The 25,628-nt window shown below is 34.6% G+C and carries 34 protein-coding genes and 2 pseudogenes; 18 read left to right on the top strand and 18 right to left on the bottom strand.

What is annotated here, in order from left to right; all coding sequences use genetic code 11:
* Nucleotides 1-19 precede the first annotated feature (19 nt).
* Both G9F74_RS04030 and G9F74_RS04025 read right to left on the bottom strand, forming a co-directional pair.
* Nucleotides 20-202: a DUF3913 family protein gene (locus G9F74_RS04030; protein ID WP_000707110.1), complete on the bottom strand. Its 183-nt coding sequence runs from the start codon at nt 200-202 to the stop codon at nt 20-22.
* A gap of 253 nt (nt 203-455) precedes the next feature.
* Nucleotides 456-908, bottom strand: coding sequence for an Lrp/AsnC family transcriptional regulator (locus G9F74_RS04025; RefSeq protein ID WP_001175506.1), 453 nt, complete (start codon nt 906-908; stop codon nt 456-458).
* 126 nt (nt 909-1,034) lie between these two features.
* On the opposite strand from G9F74_RS04025, the gene G9F74_RS04020 reads away from it, so the two are divergent.
* The 3 genes and pseudogenes from G9F74_RS04020 to G9F74_RS04010 all read left to right on the top strand — a co-directional run bounded on the left by G9F74_RS04020 (nt 1,035) and on the right by G9F74_RS04010 (nt 2,496).
* Entirely contained in the window at nt 1,035-1,445 is a 411-nt protein-coding gene (locus tag G9F74_RS04020) for a carboxymuconolactone decarboxylase family protein (protein WP_000439732.1), read from the top strand.
* 10 nt (nt 1,446-1,455) lie between these two features.
* A pseudogene (locus tag G9F74_RS04015) lies at nt 1,456-2,010 on the top strand (cysteine hydrolase family protein).
* Nucleotides 2,011-2,097: 87 nt separating this feature from the next.
* On the top strand, nt 2,098-2,496 hold the full coding sequence (locus tag G9F74_RS04010; protein ID WP_000435260.1) for an SseB family protein: 399 nt from the start codon (nt 2,098-2,100) through the stop codon (nt 2,494-2,496).
* A gap of 32 nt (nt 2,497-2,528) precedes the next feature.
* Here G9F74_RS04010 and G9F74_RS04005 read toward each other — a convergent pair whose 3' ends face one another.
* The gene (locus G9F74_RS04005) at nt 2,529-3,443 is read right to left on the bottom strand and encodes a S66 peptidase family protein (protein ID WP_002038221.1); all 915 of its coding nucleotides are present in this window, start codon (nt 3,441-3,443) and stop codon (nt 2,529-2,531) included.
* Between the two features lie 115 nt (nt 3,444-3,558).
* Between G9F74_RS04005 and G9F74_RS04000 the strand changes: the two genes are divergently transcribed.
* Nucleotides 3,559-4,653: an NAD(P)H-dependent flavin oxidoreductase gene (locus tag G9F74_RS04000; protein ID WP_000495238.1), complete on the top strand. Its 1,095-nt coding sequence runs from the start codon at nt 3,559-3,561 to the stop codon at nt 4,651-4,653.
* Nucleotides 4,654-4,670: 17 nt separating this feature from the next.
* Here G9F74_RS04000 and dltD read toward each other — a convergent pair whose 3' ends face one another.
* From dltD to G9F74_RS03975, 5 genes are all read right to left on the bottom strand, one after another.
* Complete coding sequence (gene dltD, locus G9F74_RS03995) at nt 4,671-5,846, bottom strand: D-alanyl-lipoteichoic acid biosynthesis protein DltD (protein ID WP_001030274.1); 1,176 nt, start codon at nt 5,844-5,846, stop codon at nt 4,671-4,673.
* Nucleotides 5,843-6,082 (bottom strand): D-alanine--poly(phosphoribitol) ligase subunit DltC, encoded by a 240-nt coding sequence (dltC, locus tag G9F74_RS03990; RefSeq protein ID WP_000807310.1) that lies wholly within the window; start codon nt 6,080-6,082, stop codon nt 5,843-5,845. Before dltC ends, dltD begins: the two co-directional genes overlap by 4 nt.
* 67 nt (nt 6,083-6,149) lie before the next feature.
* A complete protein-coding gene (gene dltB / locus G9F74_RS03985; RefSeq protein ID WP_000127935.1) occupies nt 6,150-7,325 on the bottom strand; it encodes a D-alanyl-lipoteichoic acid biosynthesis protein DltB in 1,176 nt (391 codons plus the stop codon).
* Nucleotides 7,322-8,836: a D-alanine--poly(phosphoribitol) ligase subunit DltA gene (gene dltA, locus G9F74_RS03980; RefSeq protein WP_000770500.1), complete on the bottom strand. Its 1,515-nt coding sequence runs from the start codon at nt 8,834-8,836 to the stop codon at nt 7,322-7,324. Before dltA ends, dltB begins: the two co-directional genes overlap by 4 nt.
* Before the next feature lie 12 nt (nt 8,837-8,848).
* On the bottom strand, nt 8,849-8,995 hold the full coding sequence (locus tag G9F74_RS03975; RefSeq protein WP_000440293.1) for a teichoic acid D-Ala incorporation-associated protein DltX: 147 nt from the start codon (nt 8,993-8,995) through the stop codon (nt 8,849-8,851).
* 341 nt (nt 8,996-9,336) lie between these two features.
* On the opposite strand from G9F74_RS03975, the gene G9F74_RS03970 reads away from it, so the two are divergent.
* From G9F74_RS03970 to G9F74_RS03950, 5 genes are all read left to right on the top strand, one after another.
* On the top strand, nt 9,337-10,506 hold the full coding sequence (locus tag G9F74_RS03970) for a M20 metallopeptidase family protein (protein ID WP_016108063.1): 1,170 nt from the start codon (nt 9,337-9,339) through the stop codon (nt 10,504-10,506).
* 234 nt (nt 10,507-10,740) lie between these two features.
* The gene (locus G9F74_RS03965; RefSeq protein ID WP_001228174.1) at nt 10,741-10,911 is read left to right on the top strand and encodes a hypothetical protein; all 171 of its coding nucleotides are present in this window, start codon (nt 10,741-10,743) and stop codon (nt 10,909-10,911) included.
* Nucleotides 10,904-11,350, top strand: a complete 447-nt coding sequence (locus tag G9F74_RS03960; protein WP_000041162.1) for a flavodoxin — start codon at nt 10,904-10,906, stop codon at nt 11,348-11,350. Before G9F74_RS03965 ends, G9F74_RS03960 begins: the two co-directional genes overlap by 8 nt.
* Nucleotides 11,351-11,374: 24 nt before the next feature.
* Nucleotides 11,375-12,148: a hypothetical protein gene (locus tag G9F74_RS03955; RefSeq protein WP_000544543.1), complete on the top strand. Its 774-nt coding sequence runs from the start codon at nt 11,375-11,377 to the stop codon at nt 12,146-12,148.
* A 149-nt stretch (nt 12,149-12,297) separates the two neighbouring features.
* Nucleotides 12,298-12,459, top strand: a complete 162-nt coding sequence (locus tag G9F74_RS03950; RefSeq protein ID WP_000651091.1) for a hypothetical protein — start codon at nt 12,298-12,300, stop codon at nt 12,457-12,459.
* On the opposite strand, the gene G9F74_RS03945 is transcribed toward G9F74_RS03950, so the two are convergent.
* Nucleotides 12,456-13,364 carry an aminoglycoside phosphotransferase family protein gene (locus G9F74_RS03945; protein WP_000379017.1) on the bottom strand — a complete coding sequence of 303 codons (909 nt, stop codon included), beginning with the start codon at nt 13,362-13,364 and terminating at the stop codon, nt 12,456-12,458. The genes G9F74_RS03950 and G9F74_RS03945 overlap by 4 nt on opposite strands.
* A gap of 99 nt (nt 13,365-13,463) precedes the next feature.
* Here G9F74_RS03945 and G9F74_RS03940 point away from each other — a divergent pair, with 99 nt between their 5' ends.
* On the top strand, nt 13,464-13,973 hold the full coding sequence (locus tag G9F74_RS03940) for a hypothetical protein (protein WP_002038211.1): 510 nt from the start codon (nt 13,464-13,466) through the stop codon (nt 13,971-13,973).
* 82 nt (nt 13,974-14,055) lie between these two features.
* On the opposite strand, the gene G9F74_RS03935 is transcribed toward G9F74_RS03940, so the two are convergent.
* The 3 genes from G9F74_RS03935 to G9F74_RS03925 form a co-directional block, all read right to left on the bottom strand.
* On the bottom strand, nt 14,056-14,205 hold the full coding sequence (locus G9F74_RS03935; protein WP_000743730.1) for a hypothetical protein: 150 nt from the start codon (nt 14,203-14,205) through the stop codon (nt 14,056-14,058).
* An 18-nt stretch (nt 14,206-14,223) separates the two neighbouring features.
* Nucleotides 14,224-14,397, bottom strand: coding sequence for a hypothetical protein (locus tag G9F74_RS03930; protein WP_000343564.1), 174 nt, complete (start codon nt 14,395-14,397; stop codon nt 14,224-14,226).
* A gap of 81 nt (nt 14,398-14,478) precedes the next feature.
* Nucleotides 14,479-15,837 carry an MATE family efflux transporter gene (locus G9F74_RS03925; RefSeq protein WP_000665536.1) on the bottom strand — a complete coding sequence of 453 codons (1,359 nt, stop codon included), beginning with the start codon at nt 15,835-15,837 and terminating at the stop codon, nt 14,479-14,481.
* Nucleotides 15,838-16,017: 180 nt separating this feature from the next.
* On the opposite strand from G9F74_RS03925, the gene uppP reads away from it, so the two are divergent.
* Nucleotides 16,018-16,812, top strand: coding sequence for a bacitracin resistance undecaprenyl-diphosphatase (gene uppP / locus G9F74_RS03920; RefSeq protein ID WP_000796245.1), 795 nt, complete (start codon nt 16,018-16,020; stop codon nt 16,810-16,812).
* A 192-nt stretch (nt 16,813-17,004) separates the two neighbouring features.
* Complete coding sequence (locus tag G9F74_RS03915; protein WP_000006430.1) at nt 17,005-17,469, top strand: SRPBCC family protein; 465 nt, start codon at nt 17,005-17,007, stop codon at nt 17,467-17,469.
* Nucleotides 17,470-17,504: 35 nt separating this feature from the next.
* On the opposite strand, the gene G9F74_RS03910 is transcribed toward G9F74_RS03915, so the two are convergent.
* Together G9F74_RS03910 and G9F74_RS03905 are read right to left on the bottom strand one after the other, a co-directional pair.
* Complete coding sequence (locus G9F74_RS03910) at nt 17,505-18,092, bottom strand: thioredoxin family protein (protein WP_073990710.1); 588 nt, start codon at nt 18,090-18,092, stop codon at nt 17,505-17,507.
* Nucleotides 18,093-18,125: 33 nt separating this feature from the next.
* Complete coding sequence (locus G9F74_RS03905; RefSeq protein ID WP_001287958.1) at nt 18,126-18,569, bottom strand: regulatory YrvL family protein; 444 nt, start codon at nt 18,567-18,569, stop codon at nt 18,126-18,128.
* 162 nt (nt 18,570-18,731) lie between these two features.
* Between G9F74_RS03905 and G9F74_RS03900 the strand changes: the two genes are divergently transcribed.
* Together G9F74_RS03900 and G9F74_RS03895 are read left to right on the top strand one after the other, a co-directional pair.
* Nucleotides 18,732-19,151 (top strand): MarR family winged helix-turn-helix transcriptional regulator, encoded by a 420-nt coding sequence (locus tag G9F74_RS03900; protein ID WP_000081437.1) that lies wholly within the window; start codon nt 18,732-18,734, stop codon nt 19,149-19,151.
* 152 nt (nt 19,152-19,303) lie between these two features.
* Nucleotides 19,304-19,459 (top strand): hypothetical protein, encoded by a 156-nt coding sequence (locus G9F74_RS03895; protein WP_000184925.1) that lies wholly within the window; start codon nt 19,304-19,306, stop codon nt 19,457-19,459.
* 22 nt (nt 19,460-19,481) lie between these two features.
* Here G9F74_RS03895 and G9F74_RS03890 read toward each other — a convergent pair whose 3' ends face one another.
* Complete coding sequence (locus G9F74_RS03890; RefSeq protein WP_000814824.1) at nt 19,482-20,717, bottom strand: dicarboxylate/amino acid:cation symporter; 1,236 nt, start codon at nt 20,715-20,717, stop codon at nt 19,482-19,484.
* Nucleotides 20,718-21,721: 1,004 nt separating this feature from the next.
* Between G9F74_RS03890 and G9F74_RS03885 the strand changes: the two genes are divergently transcribed.
* Nucleotides 21,722-23,065 (top strand): TrkH family potassium uptake protein, encoded by a 1,344-nt coding sequence (locus tag G9F74_RS03885; RefSeq protein WP_000869131.1) that lies wholly within the window; start codon nt 21,722-21,724, stop codon nt 23,063-23,065.
* A gap of 34 nt (nt 23,066-23,099) precedes the next feature.
* On the opposite strand, the gene G9F74_RS03880 is transcribed toward G9F74_RS03885, so the two are convergent.
* A complete protein-coding gene (locus G9F74_RS03880; protein ID WP_002038267.1) occupies nt 23,100-23,492 on the bottom strand; it encodes a hypothetical protein in 393 nt (130 codons plus the stop codon).
* Between the two features lie 109 nt (nt 23,493-23,601).
* Between G9F74_RS03880 and ytfJ the strand changes: the two genes are divergently transcribed.
* Together ytfJ and G9F74_RS03870 are read left to right on the top strand one after the other, a co-directional pair.
* The gene (ytfJ, locus tag G9F74_RS03875; RefSeq protein ID WP_002038268.1) at nt 23,602-24,069 is read left to right on the top strand and encodes a GerW family sporulation protein; all 468 of its coding nucleotides are present in this window, start codon (nt 23,602-23,604) and stop codon (nt 24,067-24,069) included.
* Between the two features lie 111 nt (nt 24,070-24,180).
* Entirely contained in the window at nt 24,181-24,270 is a 90-nt protein-coding gene (locus G9F74_RS03870; protein WP_000608227.1) for a hypothetical protein, read from the top strand.
* Nucleotides 24,271-24,651: 381 nt separating this feature from the next.
* On the opposite strand, the gene G9F74_RS03865 is transcribed toward G9F74_RS03870, so the two are convergent.
* The gene (locus G9F74_RS03865) at nt 24,652-24,891 is read right to left on the bottom strand and encodes a YkuS family protein (RefSeq protein ID WP_000101012.1); all 240 of its coding nucleotides are present in this window, start codon (nt 24,889-24,891) and stop codon (nt 24,652-24,654) included.
* An 86-nt stretch (nt 24,892-24,977) separates the two neighbouring features.
* Entirely contained in the window at nt 24,978-25,217 is a 240-nt protein-coding gene (locus G9F74_RS03860) for a DUF3911 family protein (protein WP_000752506.1), read from the bottom strand.
* Nucleotides 25,218-25,276: 59 nt separating this feature from the next.
* Between G9F74_RS03860 and G9F74_RS30380 the strand changes: the two are divergent.
* Nucleotides 25,277-25,492 (top strand): annotated as a pseudogene (locus G9F74_RS30380) (hypothetical protein).
* Nucleotides 25,493-25,628 lie beyond the last annotated feature (136 nt).

Below are 25,628 nucleotides of genomic sequence, written 5' to 3'. Positions count from 1 at the left end.
ATAAAAGGAGAGATGTTTTTTAATTCGTAATAATTTCTACACGAAAATTATTACCGTTCTTTACATATTTAATATCTGTAACAGTGCGGACAGTTTTTAAAAGCTCCACTTTTTCACCAATTCGAGGGATCGTCGGAACATTGTCCCAAATACCAAGCAAGTCATCTAATTGTGCTGTTTTTTCATAAAACCAGATTTTCAATGTAAAGCCCCTTTCTCGAACTTTATGTATTTTAATACATAATATATTATTTTTATTCTTTTTGTAAGGGGTTTTTAGATTTTTTGTGAATAAAGTGAAACTTTAATGAGTTGGAGTTTTATTCATCCTCACCGATTATTAACCTTCACCAATTGGGCGTTTACGGGTAGCCAGACTCCCTATTAACTTTTTGGCTGCAACTGAATTTTGAGGTGGGAGTTTTACTGCCAACAAATAGCGTGATAAAAATAAATTAATTTTCTGGGAAGATATGCTCAATGTCTGGAGTAAGAGATACTTCTGATAATACGATATGAGAAACTGTCGTTGCATATGAAGAAACATCATTGATAAATTCTTCAAGTTCAACGAGTGAAGGAACAGAAATTTTTACAATGTAGCATAAGCTTCCTGTTACTCGGTAACAAAAACTTGCAGATGGATAAGATTGGATAAACTGTTGCATACGTGTTGTATCACCATTTTTTAAAGTGATTTCTAAAATACAATCTAAAACAAGTCCTGCTTTTTTATAATCAATATCGATTGTGTATTTTTGAATAATTCCTTCACTTTCAAGTTTACGAACACGTTCTGTAGTAGACGGAGCGGATAAGTTTACTCGCTTTGCTAATTCGCGCATGGAAAGGCGACTATCATTATATAATTCATTTAAAATCTTTCGATCAACACGGTCTAGTTGCATTTGTAAATATACCTCCAGCAAAATGATAATTTTTGTAAAGAAAAAATATGAATTAAGATTCATATGAAATGTAAAGTGAACTTCATTTATTTTACAATAAAATAGAAGGAAATAGGAGGGGAAATGATGGAGAGAATTTCATTATCAAATGTAGGAGATACAAAGTTTCAAAAGTTATTAGGCCATAATCCAGATATATTACATTCGTGGAGTACGTTAGAGGATACACTGTACAATAAAGGAACACTTTCAGCAGAGTTGAAGGAGCAAGTGAGAAGAACATTAGCATACGGGAATGAATGTCCGTATTGCATGGCAAAGGGAAGACCTGATGATGTGCAAAAGGCAGAGGAGATTAGTGTAGCCGTTACTTTTGCGCATACATTTGTTCATGATCGAAAGGCGATAGATGATAATATGTTTCATGTATTAAAACAATATTGGACGGAAAAAGAAATTGTAGAACTTTGTGCTTATATTTGTTTTATTACTGCGTCGCAGCAACTTGGTTTTGTATTTCAACTACAACCAAATTAAGGAGAAAATGATGATTAATCAAATAGCACTTATCATAATTGATGTACAAAAGGCGTTTCAATTACCATACTGGGGGGAGAGAAATAATCTTTTTGCTGAAGAAAATATGAAAAGTTTATTAGAAGAATGGAGAAGAAGGAAGCGACCAGTTTTTCATATTCAACATGTAAATAAAGAAAATGTTCAGTCGATGTTTTATCAACAAGCAGAAACAGTAAACTTTAAAGAAGAAGTGAAACCACTGTGAGATGAAATAATTATCCAGAAATCCGTTAATAGCGCGTTCATTGGGACAAATTTAGAAGAACAATTAAGAGAGAAAAAATGTAATACGGTAGTGATTGTAGGATTAACAACAAATCATTGTGTGGAGACTACAACACGGATGGCAGGTAATTTAGGATTTACAACGTATTTAGTGAGCGATGCGACGGCTACATTCAATCGGAAAGGTCTGGACGGGGCAGAGTATAGTGCAGAGGACATTCACAATATGACACTTGTAAACTTACATGATGAATTTGCTAAAATCGTTACGACTGAAGATATCTTAAAATTATTTTAAGAAAATAATTACGGAATTATGTAGAAAAAAATAAGAATATTTCGTATAATCTAAGTATAATCATTTTGAAAATAGGGGTGGCATCATATGGAGCAAATTTCAGTAAAGAAAATAGAAAAAGTACTCGTTTTAGCAGGTGAGGATAAACAAAAGCAAAAGGAATTTTATGAATTGCTCTTATCAACGGAGTTTTATGTTGCTGGTTCACTTGAAGCAGAAGACGGGGCAACGGAAGGAACACTTCGTTTGCGTCATTTCCAAGGAGAGGGTAGATGGATCGTTCCGTTCTTTACACAATTGAAATTTGTAAAAGATGTGTTGCCAGAAGGTACACCCCTTATTACGATACGTGGAAAAGAATTATTTGGTGGCATTGAGAAGGATGCAACAGCTGTATTAAATGTTGGTACTGATATAAGTAAAACATTTATTCCGGAAGAAATTGCAGATATCGCATCTGGACGAATTTTTAATTATTATAAGTAAAAGGAAAAGCTTAATCGCTTTTCCTTTTTAATTTAAACATGGAGTGCTACGCCTGAAGAAATAGAGAGTGTTTTATTATTTGTATTTATTGTTGCTGTAGCTCCAAGGGGAATACCGATATTTGGATTTATATGTCCAATCGGTAAACCGAATAGGACAGGTATATCATATGGCATGAAATATTCATATAATATTGTTTGCAATGATTGAGATGGTTTAGAAGGGGTGCAATCATGACAACTTGAAAAAATAACGCCATTGCATTCATTAAACTTTCCAGATAAAAGTAGTTGATTTAACATACGATCGATGCGGTACGGTTCTTCCCCGATATCTTCAAGCAATAAAAGTGTATTGGCTGTACTTATTTCATAGGGTGAACCAATTACACTCGTTAAAACAGCTAAATTCCCTCCAACTAATGTACCGGTAGCTGTACAGGCTGAGCTAGGTACGATACATTCTGATGCAGATAAGATAGAAGAATACGGGTGGAAGAGCTGATTGAAAGAAGATAAAGAGAGAGAATCTATACCTTTGCCTACTTCTTCAATCATCGGACCATGAAACGTAACAAGCTTTGCATAACGTGAAAAAGCAGTATGTAAAGCTGTAATATCGCTGTATCCCCAAAAAATTTTTGGATTTTGTTGAATGATTTCATATTGAATGTGAGGGAGAAGACGAGCGCTTCCGTAACCACCTCGTGCACAGAAAATTGCTTTTACTTCATTATTTGTAAAGGCTTCATGTATATCATCAAGACGAACTTGGTCACTTCCAGCTAAATACCCATACTTTTCATAAATACTCTTCCCAATTATTACGGATAATCCCATCTCTTGTAATACATTTACCCCTTTTAATACACTTTCAATTGTAGGTGGACCAGACGGTGCAATAATCATTACTGTATCACCATGTTTTAACGCATTTGGATAAATCATTGTTTTCAGCCTCCTTCTCTTTCAATATATTCGCTTCATATGAAGTTCAACCCTTGTAAAAGAAGGGGAAAGCTTGTCAAATAAAGAAGATATAAGGGGGATAGGAGGGGAAATGATGTTCACAAGTCGAGTAATAGACATATTGCAAATTAAGTATCCCATCATTCAAGCAGGTATGGCGGGTGCCATTACAACGCCAGAACTTGTTGCAGCTGTAAGTAATAGCGGAGGATTAGGAACGCTTGGAGCAGGCTATATGAGCCCAGAACAAATTCGTAAAGCGATTTATAAAATAAGGGAACTAACAAATAAGCCTTTCGGTGTTAATTTACTGTTAACGAAAGAGGTGCAGATAGAAAAAGAGAAGATAAATGAGGCGAAAGTCTTACTTAATGGAGTGAATAGAGAGTTAGGTATTGAGGAAGAGGATGTAGTAAATCTTCCAAAAAGTTATAAAGAACAATTACAAGTGTTAGTAGAAGAAAAGGTACCGGTCGTTAGCTTTGCATTCCAAACGTTAGAACAAGAAGAAATAGATGAATTAAAAAGAAGAGGAATAAAAGTCATCGGAACAGCGACTCATGTAGCAGAAGCGAGAGCACTTGCCGAGCTAGGAGTAGATATTATCGCCGGGCAAGGTAGCGAAGCAGGAGGTCATAGAGGAACGTTTATCGGGAAAGAACAAGATGCAATGATTGGTACGTTTGCGTTAATTCCGCAGTTAGTAGCGGCAGTTCCGCATATCCCAATTGTTGCAGCAGGTGGTGTAATGAACGGACAAGGGCTTGTTGCGGCATTTGCGTTAGGGGCAGAAGCTGTTCAAATGGGATCAGCTTTTTTAACGAGTGAAGAAAGTATTACACATGACGTATATAAAGAGGCTGTATTAAAAAGTACAGATACGAGCACAATTGTAACTCGTGCGTTTTCCGGGAAATATGCACGGGGTATTCGTAATGAATTTATAGAGAGACACGAAGGAAAAGAAGAAGGGCTTCCGATGTATCCAGTGCAAAACGTATTAACTTCTAAAATACGCCAAGAAGCAGCGACGCAAAACAAGGGAGAATATATGTCACTTTGGGCGGGACAAGCATCAGCATTAGCAAGAATTGAGCCAGCTCAGCACGTAGTGGAGCGGGTCGTGAAAGAAGCAGAGGATGTAATGGAACAATTACAAAATGTATATAGAAAAAGACCACTTGAATAATTCAAGCGGTCTTTTCATTAGTTTGCTTTATAAAATTGTTGGATGGCCTCGTCGATGTAAACCCAGCCTTTCCAACCTAAGTGCATATGATCTTTTAAGAAGTATTTATCATATTCATGGTTTGAGAAGTCGGCAATTGGATAACCAGCTTTCTCAATTTGCTCATGAACTTTCTTATAGTACGCTTCGCGGCGTTCTTTCGGGAATCCAGCGTAATCGTACCAAGGACCTTTTACAGGAACAGAAATAAAGAGTGGTTTTGCACCAGATTGTTTTAATAAATCAAGTACAAGTTGTAAGTCTTCATACTCTGGTGATTGGTCATAAGCATCATTTTTTAAGTAGCCTTCACGCTGCTTTAATTTCTTCTTAATTTTGCTATTGAAGTAATCGTCTTCAATACCGTATTCATTAGACCCTGATTCTGCTGCACCTGTTTGATCCGCATGTTTACGAGCTTCATCCCAGTTCATTTGTTTTAATGAAGGGTCAAGTTTTTCTTTATGCGGTTTAATATCAAACATTGCTGTAAATAAATCTTTACGATCTAAAATGTTACGATACACATAAGCGAAAGGTTTAGCAGCAAGTGCTTTTACTTTATGCTTTGTATCATCATAAGCGATACCTTCAAGCGAAACTTTAAGTAAAGTTTCTTTCTTAACGATCTCAAAGTTTAATAAGCGCTTTGCAATTTGTTTTTTCATTTCAGGCTTTAAGTCATCATTGAAAAGGAAATGATAGCCTTGTTGTTTTGAAAAGTTAGGTGCAAAGTGTGTTTCATCAATACCTTGTGGCACAAACCATTGCGGAGAAAGAACGAATACCATTTTCTTGTCTTTCAATTGATCCATTGTAGATGCAAAGTTTAATACGTGTACAAGGTCTTGTGTTCCGCCGCGTCCAAGAAGGAATGGTGTGAACCCTTCAGGCTTTACTTTGAAATAATTTGATGGATGGAAAGCATCCATACGTGCGAATTCCGATGAACCGTACATCGGAAGATATTTCGGATCTGCTAACATCTTTTGCTGTAAAATCATACTTTGAATCTTTTCTTCTTTCAAAGAAGTTGCAGCTTGTTCTACTTTTTCATCACTTAAAAGTGGAAGTAGGAAGCGCGTCGGAATAAGTAAGAATACAGCAAAAAGGGCCAATGCTAAAAGCATCGGACCAAATTTTGCTTTGTTCATCGGATTTCTTCCAACTTCTTAATAACCATGTTTGGTGTAGCCCACTCGTCACGGTCAAAATCAGAAATAGAAACTTCAATATCTAAACGCTCTTGGAATTCAACTAATAAAGATACTACAGCGAAAGAATCAAGAATACCTTCTTCAAATAATTGAACATCTAAGTTTTCTTTCACAATATCGTTTTCACATACTTCTTCTAAAATATCTAATACTTGCTCTTTGAATTCTGCCATTTTTAAAATCTCCTTTATATCCGAATATATTATATGTGCAACTTCTTAATATAATAAGAAGGGTGCATTAAAAGTATCTGTTAAGGTGTCCAGAGAAAATAAGGAAACCGAAACATACAACGTGGAACGTAATCACAATCGCAAGGACGTGTGTAAATTTATTGTTTGGCCAAAACTTATGCTTCTTGTTTTTTCGTTCGAAAATATCGAATAGAATAAACAGTGCGGCATGATATAGACCATAAATAACATACTGCGCAACAGCGCTTCCTTGGATGTGCCAAATTCCCATAATGAAGAAGTTTAAAAATGCACCGATATACGAAATAGTGTAACGGTTCTTAATTAACTTTTTCTTCGTTGCAAAAAAGACGAAACGCATGTAAATAAAGTCACGGAACCAGAATGATAAACTCATGTGCCAGCGGTTCCAGAAGTCTTTAATGTTACGACTAATAAACGGCTTATTAAAGTTTTCTGGCGTTTTAATTCCCATCATATAACTTACACCAATTACAAATGAGCTATAACCAGCAAAGTCGAAGAATAAATATAAGCTATAGCTATACATGTAAATCATATTTGAAAGGATTGTATCTTGTTGAGCAAATGCTGGATCCATAAAGTATTGCTTTACTAAGTAAGCGATAATAAATTTATACAAGAAACCTTGGAAAATACGGTTTAACCCTGTATATAGTAAATTTTGATATTCTTCTGCACTAGGTGGTTTTTGAATATCTTTTTGGAATCTTCGGTAACGATCGATAGGTCCTGTTGAAATCGCAGGGAAGAATAGAACGAATTCCCAGAAGTTAAAGAAAGAAAGTTCTTTAATTAAACCATCACGAACTTCAAATACCATTTGAACTGCTCTAAATGTTACGTAAGATATACCTAGAAAAACAACAAGTTTTAACTCAGGTAAAAACGATGCAAACGGTGCGATTTTTGCCAAAATAAGAGGCAAAATCGATAAAATAACAGCTATACAAAACGTGAATGTACTATTATTTTGTTTTCTTAAAATTAAATAGCCTTTAATAAGGACATATTGCCAAATAATAAATGCAGCTAACATCATTGCTTGCTTCGGTTTATCCGAGAAGATAATAGCAATCATGACTAATGTTAAAACGGCATTATATTTACGCAACATTTTACCTTTTAATCCAGCTATGATAGTAGGTATTAATAAAATGCCCACTATAGCGAAAAAATAAAATGATCCATATGCGGTCATGCTGTAACCTCACTCAATAATTTTTTGCGATCTACCTTTCCATTTGGTGTCATTGGAATAGAAGATTGATACATGAATTTACGTGGAATCATGTAGTTTGGTAATCGCTCATTGAGTTCTTTTTTAATTGCAGATGTTAATTTGAATTCTTTTTCAAACGAATGTTCTCCAGGAACAACAACCGCTAATAAATAATCGTATTTCTCACCTTTTTTAATCGGAACAATAACTGCTCCTTCTACGTAAGAACACGCACGAAGATGATGCTCAATTTCTTCTAATTCCATTCGATAACCATGAAGCTTAATTTGGAAATCAAGACGACCATTATAGAATAGAAGACCATTTTCTACATAGCCAGCATCGCCTGTTTTATAGGCGCGCTCACCGTCAATCATAGTAAATGCTTTTTCTGTTAATTCAGGGCTTCCTAAATATCCAACGCTTACACTTGGACCGACAATTACGATTTCACCTTTTTCACCATCAGGTGCAATTGTACCATCTTCTTTCATAATAAGAAGGCGACAGTCTGATTTACAGTAGCCAACTGGAAGTGATTTGTATTGATCAAGCACTTCTTCTGTAACGTGAATACCTGTTACAGCAACAGTAGCTTCTGTTGGACCGTACGTATTCATAATCGTTGCTTTCGGGAAACGCTCAATTAGTTTTCTAGCCACTTCATTTGGTAACACTTCACCGCAGAATAAGAATGTTTTCATGTTTGGTAGCATACTCTCAGAGAAAGATGCTTCCATTAAACACATTTCAGCGAAAGATGGTGTTGAAGTCCATACTTGAGTATCCGATTGCTCTAGAGAAGCAAACAAGTCTTTTGGACGTGCAATCATATCTTTATCGATTGCCCAAAGTGTACCGCCTGTTACTAATGATGGGTAAATATCCATTACAGATAAATCGAATGAGAAAGGTGCTTGGTTTAAGAATACTTGCCCTGTTTGTAAGTTGAAATCTTCTACAGCCCATTTTGTAAAGCTAACAAGGCAGTTATAAGTAATCTGAACCCCTTTCGGATTACCTGTACTTCCTGATGTGTAAATAATGTAGAAGTTCTCATCACCTTTTACCGCATGTTCAGGATTTGGAATGTTCCCTTTATGAGTAAAGAAAATATCTTTTAAGTTGTCTTCACTTACGATGCGAACTGGTAAATCAGTTACAGTTACTTCTGCAGCTGATAAAAGTAATTTCGCACCAGAATTTTCAGCGATACGTTGTACGCGATCAGCTGGGATAGATAAATCTACAGGAATGTAAGCATGTCCAGCTTTTACACACCCTAAAAAGTTTATAATCATTTCAGGTTGCATATGGCCATACACCATAATTGGTGAACGATCATCTGGATATTCAGAAGAAATCCAATGTGCTAACGCATCAGAATCTTCCTTTAATTGTTTGTACGTAATTTTCGCATCTCGCCAAACAAAAGCGGTTTGATCAGGCGTTTCTGCAGCCCACTTTTCAATTTGTTCTAATAACTTCATAACGTTCCCACCCTAGAATTCATTGTAAATAAATGTACTTGTGTTTGTATCATGGAATCCATACAACCAAAGTAATGCAAATAAAATTGCAAGATAATAAACCGTCTTTGCAACCCATTGTGTGAGTGGTCGAGACCATATCTCTTTTAATCTTTCCATGTCTTTCCCTCTCTTAATGAAATAATAGCTCTTTGTAGGTATCATGTCCTACATTATTGTGAAAAAAACAAAATTCCACATTTTAGGTAAAAATAAGACAAAAGGCTCTTTTCTGATATTAGCACTAAATACTAAAAAAGAAAATCCCTAACTTAGCAATTATATTACATTCGGCATGAATTTGTAATGGGTTTGACATGTAAATAGAAAGTGGATTGTATGAATACATAAAAGTGGATTGTGAGAAGGCGTGAAAAATATAATATTTGTTTTTTCATGCAATCAACAAAGGCTGAGTAAACTTTAAATTTCTAGCTCTTTTTTAAAAGGAGGAAATTATCATGAATAGAGTGTGGAAGAGTCTTATTTCAGAAGAAAATATTATGAAATGGAGACGGCATTTTCATAAGTATCCGGAATTATCGTTTCATGAAAAAGAAACTTCGCAATTTATATATGATACGTTATGTACATTTTCTTCTTTTGAAGTAACAAGGCCAACGAAATACAGTGTTTTAGCAATTAAAAGGGGTGTGGAACAAGGTAAAGTAGTTGCGATTCGAGCTGATATTGATGCTTTACCAATTCAAGAGGAGACAAGTAAATCTTATACATCTGTTCATAAAGGAAGGATGCATGCGTGTGGGCATGATGCACATGCGGCTATTTTGTTAAGTACAGCAGAGGCGCTGTCAAATATGAAGGAAGAGTTTGTAGGGGAAATTCGTCTATTCTTTCAGCATGCAGAAGAGGTATATCCTGGTGGTGCTAGGGAAATGGTTGAGGTGGGTGTGATGGACGGTGTTGATTATGTAATAGGTTTACATGTTATGTCTGGATTGGAAAGCGGGAAGATAGGAATTGTATATGGGCCGATGATGGCAGCGCCAGACGTATTTACAGTTGAAATTCACGGTAAAGGAGGGCATGCAGCGCGGCCAGAAGAAACGATAGACCCTATTGCTATTGGAGCGCAGATTATTACAAATTTACAACATATCGTATCAAGAAATACAAGTGCTTTTATGCAGAGGGTAGTTTCAGTTACGCAATTTCATGGGGGAAAGGCTGACAATATTATTCCCAATACGGCAACTTTAATGGGAACTGTGCGTTCTTTTAATCAAACGTTAAGATTGGAAGCAGAAGAGAAAATTGAACAAATCGTGAAAGGAATTACAAAAGCACATGGAGGGGATTACACATATACGTATCGTTACGGATATGATCCTGTTATTAATAATGAATATATTACAAAAGTGGTAGAAGAAAGCGCACTACATTTGTTCGGGAATGAGCGTGTTGTGAAGCTTGAACCTTCTATGGGGGGAGAAGATTTTTCAGCATATTTAAGAAAAGCACCGGGTTGCTTCATTAAATTGGGGACGAGGAATCAAGAGGATAATACTTGTTATCCGCACCATCATCCAAAATTTGATGTAGATGAATCAGCTTTAATTTATGGAGTGGAATTATTTTTAGAGGCGGCCATAAGACTACTAAAATCATAGGTGCATATAAAAAAAGGCAACCGCGCTCTATCGCAGTTGCTTTTATTTCTTTCCGTCAGAGAGGGCTGAGAAAGAACTATGCTCATTTATAGTATATGAATAGCTAACGGACAAGCTTGTACATTTTAATCATTTTTTTAAAAATAGTTATTGACTTTGATAATCAATTTCAATTAATCTAATGTTACAGTTGAAATTGATAATTATTATCAATAAAATGGATGCGACATGTTAATGAGAAAAAAATATCACCTTCTGCGAAGGGGATTAAAAAATAAAAATAAAGATGTTGATCAGCATATGGAATGGCAACGAAATGTAATTCGTTCTGAATATGTAGATGAGAAGAATAAAATGCAAACAGAAAAAGCGATACATAGTAAAGGGAGAGATTCAGTTGAGTAAGCTAGTAATGATTTATGCAAGTATGAGTGGAAATACAGAGGAAATGGCAGATCATATTGCAGGCGCCATTCGTGAAACAGAGAATGAGATTGAAGTTATTGATATTATGGATTCACCAGAAGCTTCTATATTAGAACAGTATGATGGTATTATTTTAGGCGCTTATACTTGGGGAGACGGGGATCTTCCAGACGACTTCTTAGATTTTTATGATGCAATGGATTCTATTGATTTAACTGGTAAAAAAGCAGCGGTATTCGGTTCTTGTGATTCGGCTTATCCAAAATACGGAGTAGCGGTTGATATTTTAATAGAAAAGCTGCAGGAACGCGGAGCAGCAGTTGTGTTAGAAGGACTAAAAGTAGAATTAACGCCAGAAGATGAAGATGTAGAAAAATGTTTACAGTTTGGAGCTGAATTCGTAAAACACCTTTCTTAATGGCAGAAGGGAGATGAAGAGCAATTGCATGAGAAAATCGCAATAAAAACGATGACAGATTATCATTTGTATGATTTTATGCGTTGTCCACATAAATTTTATTTCCGTCATATAAAAAGAAGAGAACCTTCTTCATTTGAATGGCAACAAATAGCACAAATGATTGTGAATCAAATTATTAATGAGTATTACACGCTACCTGCGAGCCAACAAACGAAAATTGTACTTTTAATATTAATAGAAAAGTATTGGAAAAAGGTAAGGATTAGTATGTTTGCTTCGAAGACGGAGTACTATATTGTATTAGCAAAGCTAACTGATCACTTATTACAGTTTGTTGAAAGAGATGATAGTCAGACGCCACCATTGTTTTTGTATGAGAAGTTTCAAACATATATGGAAGAGTTAGGTGTCCACATGTCATTGACATTTGAAGTTGGTGAGTGGAGTACAGAGTCATTTGTAATTAAAAAATATGTTATTGATGCGGATGAGGAAATGCTAGCTCTTTGTCAGAAGTTAATGACAGTATTCAGTTATAAAGCTTTCGGCATTCTTCCAGGGAAAATTGAAATTATTAATTTAATAGAAGGAACTAAGTATGAATACATTCCGAAACAGGAAGATATTATAACTGGAATGGATGATTTATTTAGAATGAAAGAAATGTTACAGCAACCTGAGCACTATACAGAGCGTCATTTTCGTTCAGAGTGTACGAGTTGTGCTTTTCGTAGTGAATGCCAGGGGGAAGAAGTAAAGGAAGAAGCGAAGCAGAAGGAAAATATCGTACATTAAAGGATGCAAATTTGCATCCTTTTTGTTATTGACATGAAAAGCTTTTCATCATTTACGGTATATTTGCAGCAGATTTTAATGCGGGCTAATAATCAGTGGGGGATGCCCCCGCTGATTAAAGTTTCACTTTATAAGAGGAGGAATAATCAATGAAAGATGAAACGAAAGTATTTCAATGGTTAAAAGAACAAAATGCTCCTTTTGGAATTCAACTGCAAATTTTACAGGCATTTCAATTGTACAAAGTTATTGTTGAAATGGATAAAAAGTTAATGATGTATGAGGAGAAAGAATATAGGGAGAGAATTTAATCTCGTCCCTGTAATATCGCTTTTAGCTGTTCTGTATCTGCTATGAATTTAAGCGCATTCTTTGTTTCAAAGTTATAAATAATATTATGTAGTAAAGGGCTGTATTGATAAAAACTAGTGATACGGTGAATGAGTAATGGATCGTGGTGAGAAATAATTGTACTGTATTGTTCGTATACAGATGTAGTAAATTCACGTCCGAAATCATAATAGAGCCCGGCAAAATCAAAGGCAGGATCTCCAATTTGAGCATCACCAAAATCGATAATCCCTGAAATACTCTTGCTCTGCTTATTAAATAAAATGTGATGATGTGTAAAATCGGCGTGAATAATTGTATTTTGAAAAGTGGATGTAGCTATACAGGCAAAGAAATTTTCGAATAAATGATGTAAGGCTGATTTCTGTAATGAAGTAAACATGTTAGTAAGATACTGATTTAATTTTGTTTGTAGCTCTTTCCAGTAGGTAATTGTTTTTTCAATTGGAAATCCTAACGTTGTAACTTGTTTTACAGGAATATTATGTAGTGCCACAAGGAAAGTAGCTAATTGTGTAATGATTGCTTTCAATTCTTTTTTCTCTAGTGTGGTAACTATTTCTTTTTGTAACGGTTCACCATGAATGAGAGTATAGTAACTACAAAGCGGAATAGTATCAGTATCCTTTTTATATAATAGGTGATACTTTGGAACCTCAATTTCTTGTAGCGAATGAGAGAGAAGTGTGCATAGTTTTTTTTCTAACGGAATTCGTTTAGCATATTCCTGTTTTCGTGGAAAACGAAACAGTAGGTCGTCATTAATTATAACCGCTATATTATCCCATCCTTCTTCATTTTGTTTATATGAATGTATAGAAAGATTAGGCAGAGCCTGTTTTATATACTGTTTGTAAGAGTCCATAATCGTTCCTCGTTTCTAAGTGAAAATTCTGATATTCCATTTTATAATATCAGAATTTTCATTCTATATGTTAATATGTAACTAACATTATGAATAGGGATGGGGTGTATGGTGAAGAAAAGAATAGTAATCATTTCTATATGTATCGCTTTTGGTTTGTTTTGGTCATATAAAGAGGCGGTTTTCGCTACCTTTAAATCGATAGATCAGTACGAGTTAAATAAGGAATTAAAGAATAAAAGTATAGAAACTTTAACTCATAAAGAAATGAAACAGGTAGGAGAGCACTTTGTGACAGCACAATTATCAGTGTTTGAGTTTCATAATAAAGAAGATGTGAAGCGAAAAGGCGAAGAGATATTTGTAAGTAGGGGATATGAACAATTAATACAAAATTATTATCCAAATCGTTTTCGAGATTTAGAGTATAAATTTACAAACGAGGAGATACGTGAAGTGACGGATGAGAGTTTTCTCTATCATGCTGTAGCGTATGTTGCGGGTACTGAAAATGGTAAGAGAAGTGAAATGAAAGTAAATTATGACGTGAAAGTTGTAAAGGTTAATAATATATTTAGGGTGCTCGAACAAAAGCAGTACGTACAATAAAGTGAAACTTTAATCAGTAAGGTGTTCACTCTTACTGTCCACAAATAGCGGGATAAAAAGCCCCCTCGAGGAGTAGAGGGGGTTAAAGATTTTCATTTTGTTGACCAAGTTCTTTTTGAGCAATGTATACATTTCCTTGCTCCACTTGTTTCTGTGTATAAACAGAATCGCCTACATATCCTTTTTCCGTTTTCACAGTTCTTTTTGAGTGATTTGAATCTTGTTTCTTCATATAATATGTCACCTTTCCTTAAAAATAGACGAAAATAATGAGTACGAGTAATACAGCAGCGAAAATAGTAATACCCATTAAAAACGAAGCGTTTTTATATTTAGGTGGTTTATGTATATCTTGCTGGTATCCAGGTGAGATTTCAGGGGCGAATTCTTCATCGAATGATTGATCTGTTTCTTTTTCGTCCATATGATATGTATCCACCTTTCTTTTTCATTATGTTATACGTTACAAGAAAAAATATGCATAAAGAAAACAGCCGCTCTAGCGTTAGCGGCTGTTTTGTGTTGTATATTTTCTTTGAACTTGGAAGAGACGGATTAGAAGGAAGCTAGCACCAAATGCTAGACCGATAATAAGACCAATCCAATATCCTTTTGCTGCCCAGTCAGTGTACGTTGCTAATATGTAACCGAGAGGGAGACCGATTACCCAATAAGCGACTAATGTCATAATTAACGCAACATTTACGTCTTTGTAACCACGTAGTGCTCCTTGTACAGGAGTTGCAATTGCATCTGAAATTTGAAATAAAATCGCAAATATAAGGAACTCTTTTGCTAAATGGTGAACATTTGCATCTGTCGTATAAATAGATGCAATTTCATCATCAAAGAAATAAAGAAGAATCGAATAGAAAAGAGCGAAAGCAAGGGCTAATCCAATGCCGATAAATCCATATTGTTTTGCGTTATCATATCGTTTTGCTCCAACTTCAAATCCAACTGCTATCGTCATTGCCATTGCTAAACTTAAAGGAGTCATATATAACAAGGAAGCGAAGTTCATAGCTGCTTGATGCGCTGCAATTGTTGTCGTACTAAAGTTACTCATCATTAGTGTAACTGCAGCGAAAATACTCGTTTCAAAAAAGATAGCAAATCCGATAGGGACGCCAAGTTTTAAAAATGATTTCCAACTCGAAAGAGAAGGACGATATAACTGTTTAAAAATATTAAAAGATGCGAATGGCTCTTTCGTACGAATAATAATGACGGTAATAATTAAAATGCACCAATAGGTTGCTGCAGAAGCAATTGCTGCACCGACACCACCGAGTTTAGGGAAACCAAAGTTCCCAAAAATTAATACATAATTTAATACTACGTTAATCGGTAATGATAGTAATGTAATGATCATCGTTGTTCGAGTTTTTCCTAATGCATCAATAAATCCACGCAAAACAGTATAAGTAAATAATGGGATAACTCCAATCGCGATAATACTTAAAAATTGTGCTGCAATACGTTCAACAGGTTCTTCTAATCGCATGCCATTTAAAATAGGTGGAACAACGAAGAAGCCAATAAGGATAACAACGAAGCTAGCGCAAACTGCTAAATAAACTGCTTGTATGACAACGTGAGGAACATCCTCTTTTTTCTTGGATCCAATGAGTTGGGCAACAATAGGAGTAGTAGCCATTAAAACCCCTGTTAATCCTGTACTAACTGGGAGCCATATACTCGTTCCGATAGCCACACCTGCTAAATCAATTGGACTGGCATGTCCGGACATTGTCGTATCAAAAAAGCTCATTGCAAATAATGACATTTGGGTTACGAAAATCGGGAAGAATAGTAATACAAAGTGTTTTAGCTTTTGTGAGAATGAAGTAGTTTCTTTCATAAAATCCCCTTTCCGATAAAAAAACAATCCTTCCTATCATACAATTTAATCAAAAAATAAAAAAGAAATACGCACCAGTATATATAAAAGCAATAAAAAAAGGATGCACATTGAAAAGGGATAAGGTATTATGATAAGGTGTGAAAAAATTACATATTCGTTATTAAGGAGGCACTACTCGTGGCTGATTGGTTAATTGGAATAATCATGGGTGCTGTTGAAGGTTTAACAGAATTTTTACCAGTTTCATCAACAGGACATATGATTTTAACAGGTCATTTACTTGGATTTGACGACGAGAGAGCGAAAGTTTTCGAAGTTGTTATTCAATTGGGATCGATTTTAGCAGTTGTTGTTATATTTTGGAAGCGTTTATGGTCTTTAGTTGGCATAGGTAAAGTAACAGACGGACCGTCGTTGAATTTATTACATATTATTATTGGGATGATTCCTGCTGGCATACTTGGCGTATTATTCCATAGTACAATTAAAAAAGTTTTATTTGGTCCAGGACCAGTTGTCATTAGCTTAGTAGCTGGTGGTATTTTAATGATTGTTGCTGAGAAATTTTCAAAACCAAGTACAGCAAGAACGTTAGATGAAATCACATATAAACAAGCATTTACAATTGGAATGTTCCAATGTTTAGCGCTTTGGCCAGGGTTCTCTCGTTCTGGATCAACAATAAGTGGTGGTTTATTAGCTCGCGTGTCTCATACAGCAGCAGCTGAATATACGTTCATTTTAGCAGTTCCAATGATGGTGGCTGCAAGTGGTTTAGATTTAATTAAAAGTTGGGATATATTAAGTACGGCTGATATACCGTTATTTGCAACAGGATTTATTACAGCATTTGTTGTTGCGATGTTTGCAATTGTTTCATTCTTAAAATTATTAGCACGTGTAAAACTAACACCGTTTGCTTACTATCGTTTCATTTTAGCTGCGGTATTCTATTTCTTCTTCATTATGTAAGAAGAAATCACCAGAAATACCCTATAGATTAGACGCTTGAAAAAGTCTACTCTATAGGGTATTTCTTTTATAGCAGGAGAAAATAAAGTTTTTGCTCTCATTTACTTGTATTTCACTATGTAAAATATGACATAATGATTTTGTTACATTAATATAGAGAAAATTTATAGGGTATTTGAGAGGAGCAGTTTAGTGAGTTTTGCAATAGAGATAGTAATTCCGGCACCAATTGATGTTGTGTTTGATTATGTACATAATGACGAGAAAATACTAGAATGGAGTACCTTTATGGTAGAAAATAGGTATCCTTCAAATATAGATGTTGAAAAACCTCGTGAAGGTGATAAATATATATCTGTGCAAAAAATGGGGAAGAAAATATATGAATTTGAGGCGGAAATTTTAGAGTATGATGAACCGTATATCGTATCAGTTGGATGTGAAATGAAACAAGGTTATACTGCTGCAACTTATATGTTAGAAGAGGATGAAGAAGGTACATCGCTTACTTTAATCGTAGAATTTGAACCGAAGAACTTTATATATAAGATTATGTACAAGTTGACTGGCTGGATGACGCGTGCGGTATATATGGGTGAGATGGAGCGTTTAGCAGAGTGCGTAGATGTTGCATATTCTCAGAAAAAAAGATTATGATTTTGCAAAAAAAACTGCCGATTTCGGCAGTTTTTTTATTTTACTATTTTTTCAATCATACTTTCCATTACATGTTCCCAAAGAGAAGTATCATCAGCTAATGTAGCACGGAAATTAGCATACATTTCTTTCTGTTTTTCTTCAAATGTTGGATCTTCTTTTTCAGGCAATGTAGCGCGCATTGAAGTTACTAATTCTTGTACTTTTGGAGCGCGTGGTCCAAAGACAGCTTGTTCATTTCCGTCTTTATCAATGAAAATAAAGATTGGAATTGCACGTGCTGTTCCATTTGTTAAGTATTGATCCATTAATTCTAAGTTTTCATCACGAATTAATAAGCTCATATCAATATTTGCAACTTCAGAAATTCGTTTCATAACAGGTACGCATAAAAGAGCATCTCCGCACCAGTCGGCTGTTAATACGATAACACGCCAGCCATCATTTTGGCGTTCTTCTAAAACTGGGAGTAATTCATTTGGAATTAAAAAGTTATTGTAAATATGTAATAGCTCATATTGGTTTACTTTCATTTCATTTACATATGTATCAAAGGACATACCTTTATCAGCCCATTGTTGTAAGTTCATAATTAACACCTCTTTAGTATGATTTGCTTTTATTGTACCAATTTTTATATAGAAAAGCTTGTATTCTTACTCTTTCTTATCACTAAATAATATATTTAGTGTGTAAAGGAATAGTGCGACACATAGTTCAGCTATGTTGGACATTTGTACGCTCTCTATCCAGTCGTCGGCAGTATGAATGACGAACCAATCTAGTGTAATTTCAATAATGGAGAGAAGAGCAATTGAGAGCCAATTTGGCATACTTGTCATCATTGGCTGTAGGAGCGATTTAAAGAAAATGAATATAAAATATGTAATACCATCTAATAAAAGAATAAGTAAAAAAAAGAGTAGTATAGCTGTTCGTGATGAGTATTCTATACCCGTAATTTGAAAGATTCCTACATATACAAAAAATATAAATGTAAATGTAAATGTAAAAAATGTAATGAGAATAAAAACAACAAAACTAATAACGATAGTCCTATCTTTTAGACTGAGATTAGAAAATTTGTCTTCCTCACTCACTACCTCAACTCCTTTTTCTGGAAAATCAAGTTCATTGTATCACGAAATGCATATTAAAAAGCTACGAATTATGGGAAAATAAGGTGACAAAAAGTAAGATTTCATGTAAAATTATTAATAAGGTTTTTATTTAACTAAATGAAATAAAGGGGGCTGTCAAAGTTGTCTCAAAATAGAGAACAATTAATGGAAGAACTATCGACAAATGTTTTTGCGATGTTTCGCACGTTGCGTAATGACATTGGAAAAATATTTGGTGGTTACATACCGTGGAATGAGTTCATCGTCCTTAGAATATTGAATCGTACAAATAAAGAAATGGTATCACGTGTCGCTAATGAGTTAAATGTGTCGAATAGTCATATTACAGCTGTTACAGAAAAATTAATTAATAAAGGTTTCGTAACCCGTTCACGTTCTACATCAGATCGCCGAGTTGTATATTTAGAGATTACAGAACAAGGGAAAGATTTAGTTGCGAAAATGGAAGAGGCGAAAAAACGATACTTACAAGAAAGATTTTCCGCACTTTCAGAAGATGAAATGAATGTAATGATTTCTATTTCCCAAAAACTTATTTAATTAATTACAAACGAGAAAACGTTTACCTAGTGGAAAAGAAGACCTTCCTTATATGTGGAAGGTCTTCTTTCTTGTGTAATAGCTTATAAAAATAAAATGTGTATGAAAAAAGATAGAGCGCCATACTACTAATAATGGAAGGAGGGAGAAATATGACGAATCGTAATGGTAGTAAAGGAAGCGCGAATCAAGGTTCACCAAAATCAGGAAAGTTTAATCAGGAATTTAGTACTGAATTCGAAACTGGTAACGATAATAAAGGGAAAGAATATCGTTCAAAAAAAGGAAGTAAATCAAAAAAGGAGTGAATCATTTCACTCCTTTTTTGATTTAAGATGCTGCCGATTGATCTGTATTATATTTTTCTTCTGATTTTGCGACAATCATTGCGCAAATTGCATCACCGGAAATATTTACAGCTGTTCTAGACATATCTAAGATGCGATCAATACCGATAATTAAAGCAATACCTTCTACTGGTAGGTTTACTTGATTTAAAACCATTGTAAGCATTACAAGTCCAACACCTGGTACACCAGCAGTGCCGATACTAGCTAGTACAGCAGTTAATACGACCATGGCTAATTGTGCTAATGTAAGTTCAACTCCGTACACTTGAGCGATAAATACAGTTGCCACACCTTGCATAATGGCAGTGCCATCCATATTAATCGTTGCACCTAGTGGTTGTACAAAGGAGCTTATCGCTTTTGGAACTCCAAGTTTTTCTTGTGCCGTTTTCATTGCGAATGGAAGAGATGCATTAGAGCTAGATGTACTAAATCCAATTGCCATTACTGGTCCGAAATGTTTAAAGAAACGAATAATACTTTCTTTTGCTAATATCTTTAATAAGCCGCCATATATGAAGACACCGTGAATAATGAGTACTAACATAACGACTATCATATACTTGAACATCGCAGCGACGCCTGCAAGCCCCATTTTACCAACGGATGAAGCAAGCAAACCAAATGTTCCAATTGGGGCTAATTTCATAACGAGATTAACAAGATACATCATTAATTCGTTGCCCTGTTCAAGTAATGAATGGATACCTTGAACTCGTTTTCCTAAAACAGCTAAACCGAGTCCGATTAATGCAGCAAAGGCAATAATTTGTAACATGTTACCATCAGCCATCGCTTTAGCTGGATTATCTGGCACAATATTCAGCAATGTATCGACGAAAGATGTTTCAGTTTTTGCACCTTCATACGTAAGCCCGTCTGTTTTAAAGTTACCGCCAGTTCCTGGTTTGATGATAAGTGCAAATGTCACTGCAATAGAGATAGCAACTGCTGTTGTGACGAGAAAGAATGAAATTGATTTTAAACCGATTCTTCCAAGTTGTTTCGGATCTCCAAGACCAGCAGCCCCTAGTACGATGGAAATGAATACAACAGGAACAACTAGCATTTTAATGAGTCGAATAAACAGTTGGCCAATTGGGTTAAACACATATTGATTTAAAGGTTCAAAAATAGATGGTGCAGCTAAATTTAAAGTGAGTCCAACAATTAGACCAAGAAACAATGCAAGTAAGATCGCTTTTGTTTGCTTCAATAAAATCCCCCCTTGTTTTTGTACAATTACTTTCTAAATGAATTGTACCGAAAAAATCCCTGTTTTGACAATATTTTCTGAAAAATTCGCAAGGTTTTATTTGTTTTTATATGAATAGTCTGATTTTTCTGTAGTTTATAGAAAGAATAAATTTCAGAAAATAAAATAGACCATCACATAGGATGGTCAAAGGAAGGGGACAATTTATGTCAATTTAATTAGGGATGGAAGCTATTCAGAGACACTGGGGAATGTCTTAAATTAGGGAGGAACAGCTTCGATACATATACTATAAAAGATAGATGTGACCCTCGTGTGAACATAGAGTGAAAGAGAGAGGGAGTTTAAAAAAGGATAGAAAGACAAAAAAATAAGACCATCGTATAAAAGATGGTCAAAGGAAGGGGACAATTTATGTCAATTTAATTAGGGATGGAAGCTATTCAAAGACACTGGGGAATGTCTTAAATTAGGGAGGAACAGCTTCGATACATATACTATAAAAGATAGATGTGACCTTCGTGTGAACATAGAGTGAAAGAGAGAGGGAGTTTAAAAAAGGATAGAAAGACAAAAAAATAAGACCATCGTATAAAAGATGGTCAAAGGAAGGGGACAATTTATGTCAATTTAATTAGGGATGGAAGCTATTCAAAGACACTGGGGAATGTCTTAAATTAGGGAGGAACAGCTTCGATACATATACTATAAAAGATAGATGTGACCCCCATGTGAACATAGAGTGAAAGGTATGGGGATTTGAAAAATAGTACATATAAAATTATTGTTGCAAGAGTTGTAGAGTTAAGAGAAAGATAATAGAAAGTTTTTCTGTCATAAAATGAAGTAAAGTTCGAATATAAATAAAAGTTGAAATCTATGAAAAAAAGGATTATGCTCAACTATGTTATGAGAATATAAGGTTTATCCCGCTACTTGTAGGTTCTTAAAAACCTGTATTTATGAGAGGATAGAAGCTTCACTTAATAAAGGGAGTTAGTGATATGAAAGTAACAAAAAGACAAAGTTTGTATAATCGTTTTATACAATTAAACCCACCACAAATATTAGCATTAGGTTTTTTCTGCTTAATTGTGGCCGGAGGTTTGTTATTAAAGTTACCATTCGCAACGAAAGTACATATTAGTTGGGTAGATGCTTTTTTTACAGCAACGTCGGCAGCGACTGTAACGGGTTTAGGAGTAGTAGATACTGCAAGTACGTTTACGATGTTTGGTGAAATTGTTATTATGTTTCTAATTCAAACAGGTGGTTTAGGTCTTATGACAATTGCCATTTTAATTGTTTGGGTACTAGGTAAAAAAATTGGCTTACGCCATCGATTATTAATTGGAGAAGCATTTAATCAAACAAATATAGGTGGTCTTGTAAAATTAGTAAAACGTGTCTTTATTTTTTCTATTTGTATTGAATTCATTGGAGTCATCTTTTTATCGTTTCGCTTTATTCCAGAGTTTGGTTTTGGGAAAGGTTTATACTATAGTATTTTCCATGTAATTGCTTCCTATAATAATGCGGGGTTTGCTCTTTGGCCAGATAATTTAACAAGGTATGTAGGAGACCCTATTATTAATATTGGAATTTGTTCCTTAATTGTAATAGGAGGACTCGGTTTTACCGTATTAATTGATATATGGTATAGTCGTAGTTTTCGAAAATTATCACTTCACTCAAAAATAATGATTATTGGAACAGTAGCGCTAAATGTTATAGCAATGATTGTGATTTTTGTATTGGAATATAATAATGTGAAGACGTTAGGGAATTTATCTTTAAATGAAAAGTTATGGGCGTCTTTCTTTCAAGGTATTACACCTCGTACAGCTGGTTTTAATACAGTTGACTATGGAGGGATGGAAGAATCATCTATATTATTTACGATGGTTTTAATGTTTATCGGTGCAGGAAGTGTATCAACGGGTGGAGGTATTAAATTAACGACGTTTGTTATTTTAATTACATCTGTCCTTTCTTTCTTTAGAAAGAAGGAGGAAATTGTTTTATTTCAGCGTACAATTAAAATGTCGACAGTAACGAGAGCGTTAGCAATTGTCGTTGCCAGTCAAATACTTATTTTTACAGCAGTATTTGTATTAATGCTTACAGAAGACTTTAGCTTTATTCAGCTACTATTTGAGACAATTTCAGCATTTGGCACAGTTGGATTAACGATGGGGATTACTGCGAAGCTATCAGCATTTGGAAAATGTATTATTATGTTTGTTATGTTTTGTGGATTAATTGGACCGCTAACACTTGTGTTTTCTTTAGCACGCCCAGCAAAACAAAAAATAAAATATCCATCAGAAGATGTATTTACAGGATAAGGTATCTCGCATAAAGCGAGATACCTTTTTCTTTTTAAAAAAGGGAGAACAATAAACCGATAAGTGCTACACGGAATAAAATCGCGATGAGTGCAGCAATTCCACCAACAATGGCAGCGATACCACCAGTTACAGTAGCTCCGCGATTATAAGCGTAAATTCCTAGTAACACAGAAACAAGACCAAATAGTGTTGGGAAGGTGAAGAGTGATAATATAGATAAGGCAAGAGCGATAAAACCGGCAGTTGATCCAGCGGCAGACGATCTTACATCATCTTTATCTTCTTTCTTATCGTAATCATAATCAATGCGCTGTGGTGCAACTTCAGCTGCATATTCTTCTTTATAGTCACTATAATCACTATCTATTCTATCTCTTTTTTTGTAATCATCAAATTTCTCAGTCAAAGTCATGACTCCTTTCATAACAAGGTTCAATAGTAGTATGTATCTCTTTTTCTTTTTTATCCGAGGATAGGCAGGGAGTAATATCCATGTAGAAGAAAATTGTTTTTTTGAAATAGGAAAAGTTAGTATGACTTCCTCTATTTTGGAAAGTATAAAAAGGAATAATGAGGAAAGGGTGCAGTACATAATGGAACATCCAATTGAAAATTTAATGAAAACAGCAATGACAAATTTAAAAGAGATGGTAGATGTAAATACGATTGTTGGAAGTCCGGTTTCGACAGCTGACGGAAATGTAGTATTAACAGTATCTCAAGTGGCGTTTGGTTTTGGAGCTGGTGGAAGTGACTTTAAAGGGGATTTCATTACTGAAAAACATAATGGTGGACAAGGTCAGCATAAAGAGAATAAGCCAGGGCATCCATTTGGAGGCGGAAGTGGGGCTGGGGTTTCCATTAGTCCCGTTGCTTTTTTAGTAGTTGGTTCTAACGGAGTACAAGTATTGCATCTTAACAGTAGTACACATTTAATTGAAAAAGCTTTAAACACTGTACCAAGTACTGTAGATAAATTTGTGAATGGTCGTCAAAAGTGAACTTGCAATTTTTAGGAATTGTGATATATTAGAAAAAGTGCGCTTTAGGATGATCGGAATAATTGAAATGTAAATATATAATAAGATGTGTGGAATAAGGGAGAGGAATGTATGATTAATATTAAAAACTTAGTAGTTGGCTTATTTATGTTAGTAAGCGGCTTTGTTGTATATGTAATAAAAGAAAAAGCTCCATTCTAAAACAGACAAACCGTTACTGTCTGTTTTTAATTTGTAAAAAATATTGACAAGTTACTGTATTGGTGTTAAAATTTTAATTCGTGTCTCGGTTACAGCTAGTGTAAAGTAAATATCTCTTATGAATACAATACGAAAAGTTTGCGAAAGATCGGGTAATTTTATCAACAACTTTTGTGAACAAACCCTATAAATTGTATTTGTAAGCCATATATGTATACTAGTGAATCAAGGAGCGGTCATTGGAACCGTAATGATGAGAGAGAGGTAGGGCTTTCATCCAGTATATGTTACTTTCCCGTTAGGTGAATATAAAAAAGAGGACTCCTTTTTTAAAAGGAGTCCTCTTTCTTTTGTGTGTTATACCATAATGAGAAATGACTTTTAAATACGGTTCTCAACTTGCTGACAAATTTCATCTGTTGTTAAACCATGAGCTGTAATTATCGATCCTTTTATTGATGTATCTGCAATCCCCATCACATTAGAATCTTGCCCAGTTACAACACAACAATCGCAGCCTTGTGCATCATTTTCTGAGTTAAGTGTAACGACTTCATGTCCTTGTTGCTGAAGAGCTTGTTGAACATCTGTTAATGAGTTTTCAACGCCAATTCTAGCCATAATTCTCACCTCCTACCATCTAGTTGCTAGTATGCTCAAGTCTATAGCATATATTTATGAAAAGATGGTAGGAAGCATATATTTGTTTAGTCGTTATAAACACCAGTAAGCATTTGACTAACGAATTGATCGTTTAATGTATCCTGTGCGGAAGAAGGATTAGATTGAATATCGATTGAAGCGATAAAATTATTATGTTCTTTGTTATTCGGTTCTACCTCTACATAATTATCGAATTTACAAAAACCTTTCGTATCCATTAGATCAAATAGTTGTAGCATTTCAACTACCTCTTGTCTCGTTCCTTTAATTTGTACACACGCCATATTTATTTCCTCCTTCATTTTGACAAATTGTTTTTTAAAAATAGGATTATGATTTCGAAATAAAAATTATGAATGTTATTTTTACACAGCACTAATTTTTTTATTTTCCCCCTTTTTCAGCAAAAGTCGTTATATATTCCCGAATTTATAAAATCGGACGTCCGTTTATTGAATACAATAGATTCGTACCTCTTAGAGAAAATCCTTCTTTTAAACAAATATTTTTTTTAGTGGAAATTGGCGAAAAAAATATTTTGACTTTTTGTAAACGTTAACAATGTTGTTAAATCAATATAATTAAAGATGTACGTACGATTAAAAATTAAAAATTTTCTAAAAATTCACTTGATTTATTTAGAAAGGAGAGTAAACTAGGAAACAATAAAAAATTCATAGAACATAGGAGGCGCT

The sequence above is a fragment of the Bacillus sp. EKM202B genome (assembly GCF_011066025.1).
GTDB lineage: Bacteria > Bacillota > Bacilli > Bacillales > Bacillaceae_G > Bacillus_A > Bacillus_A toyonensis.
This window is presented reverse-complemented; position numbering and strand designations above follow the sequence as displayed.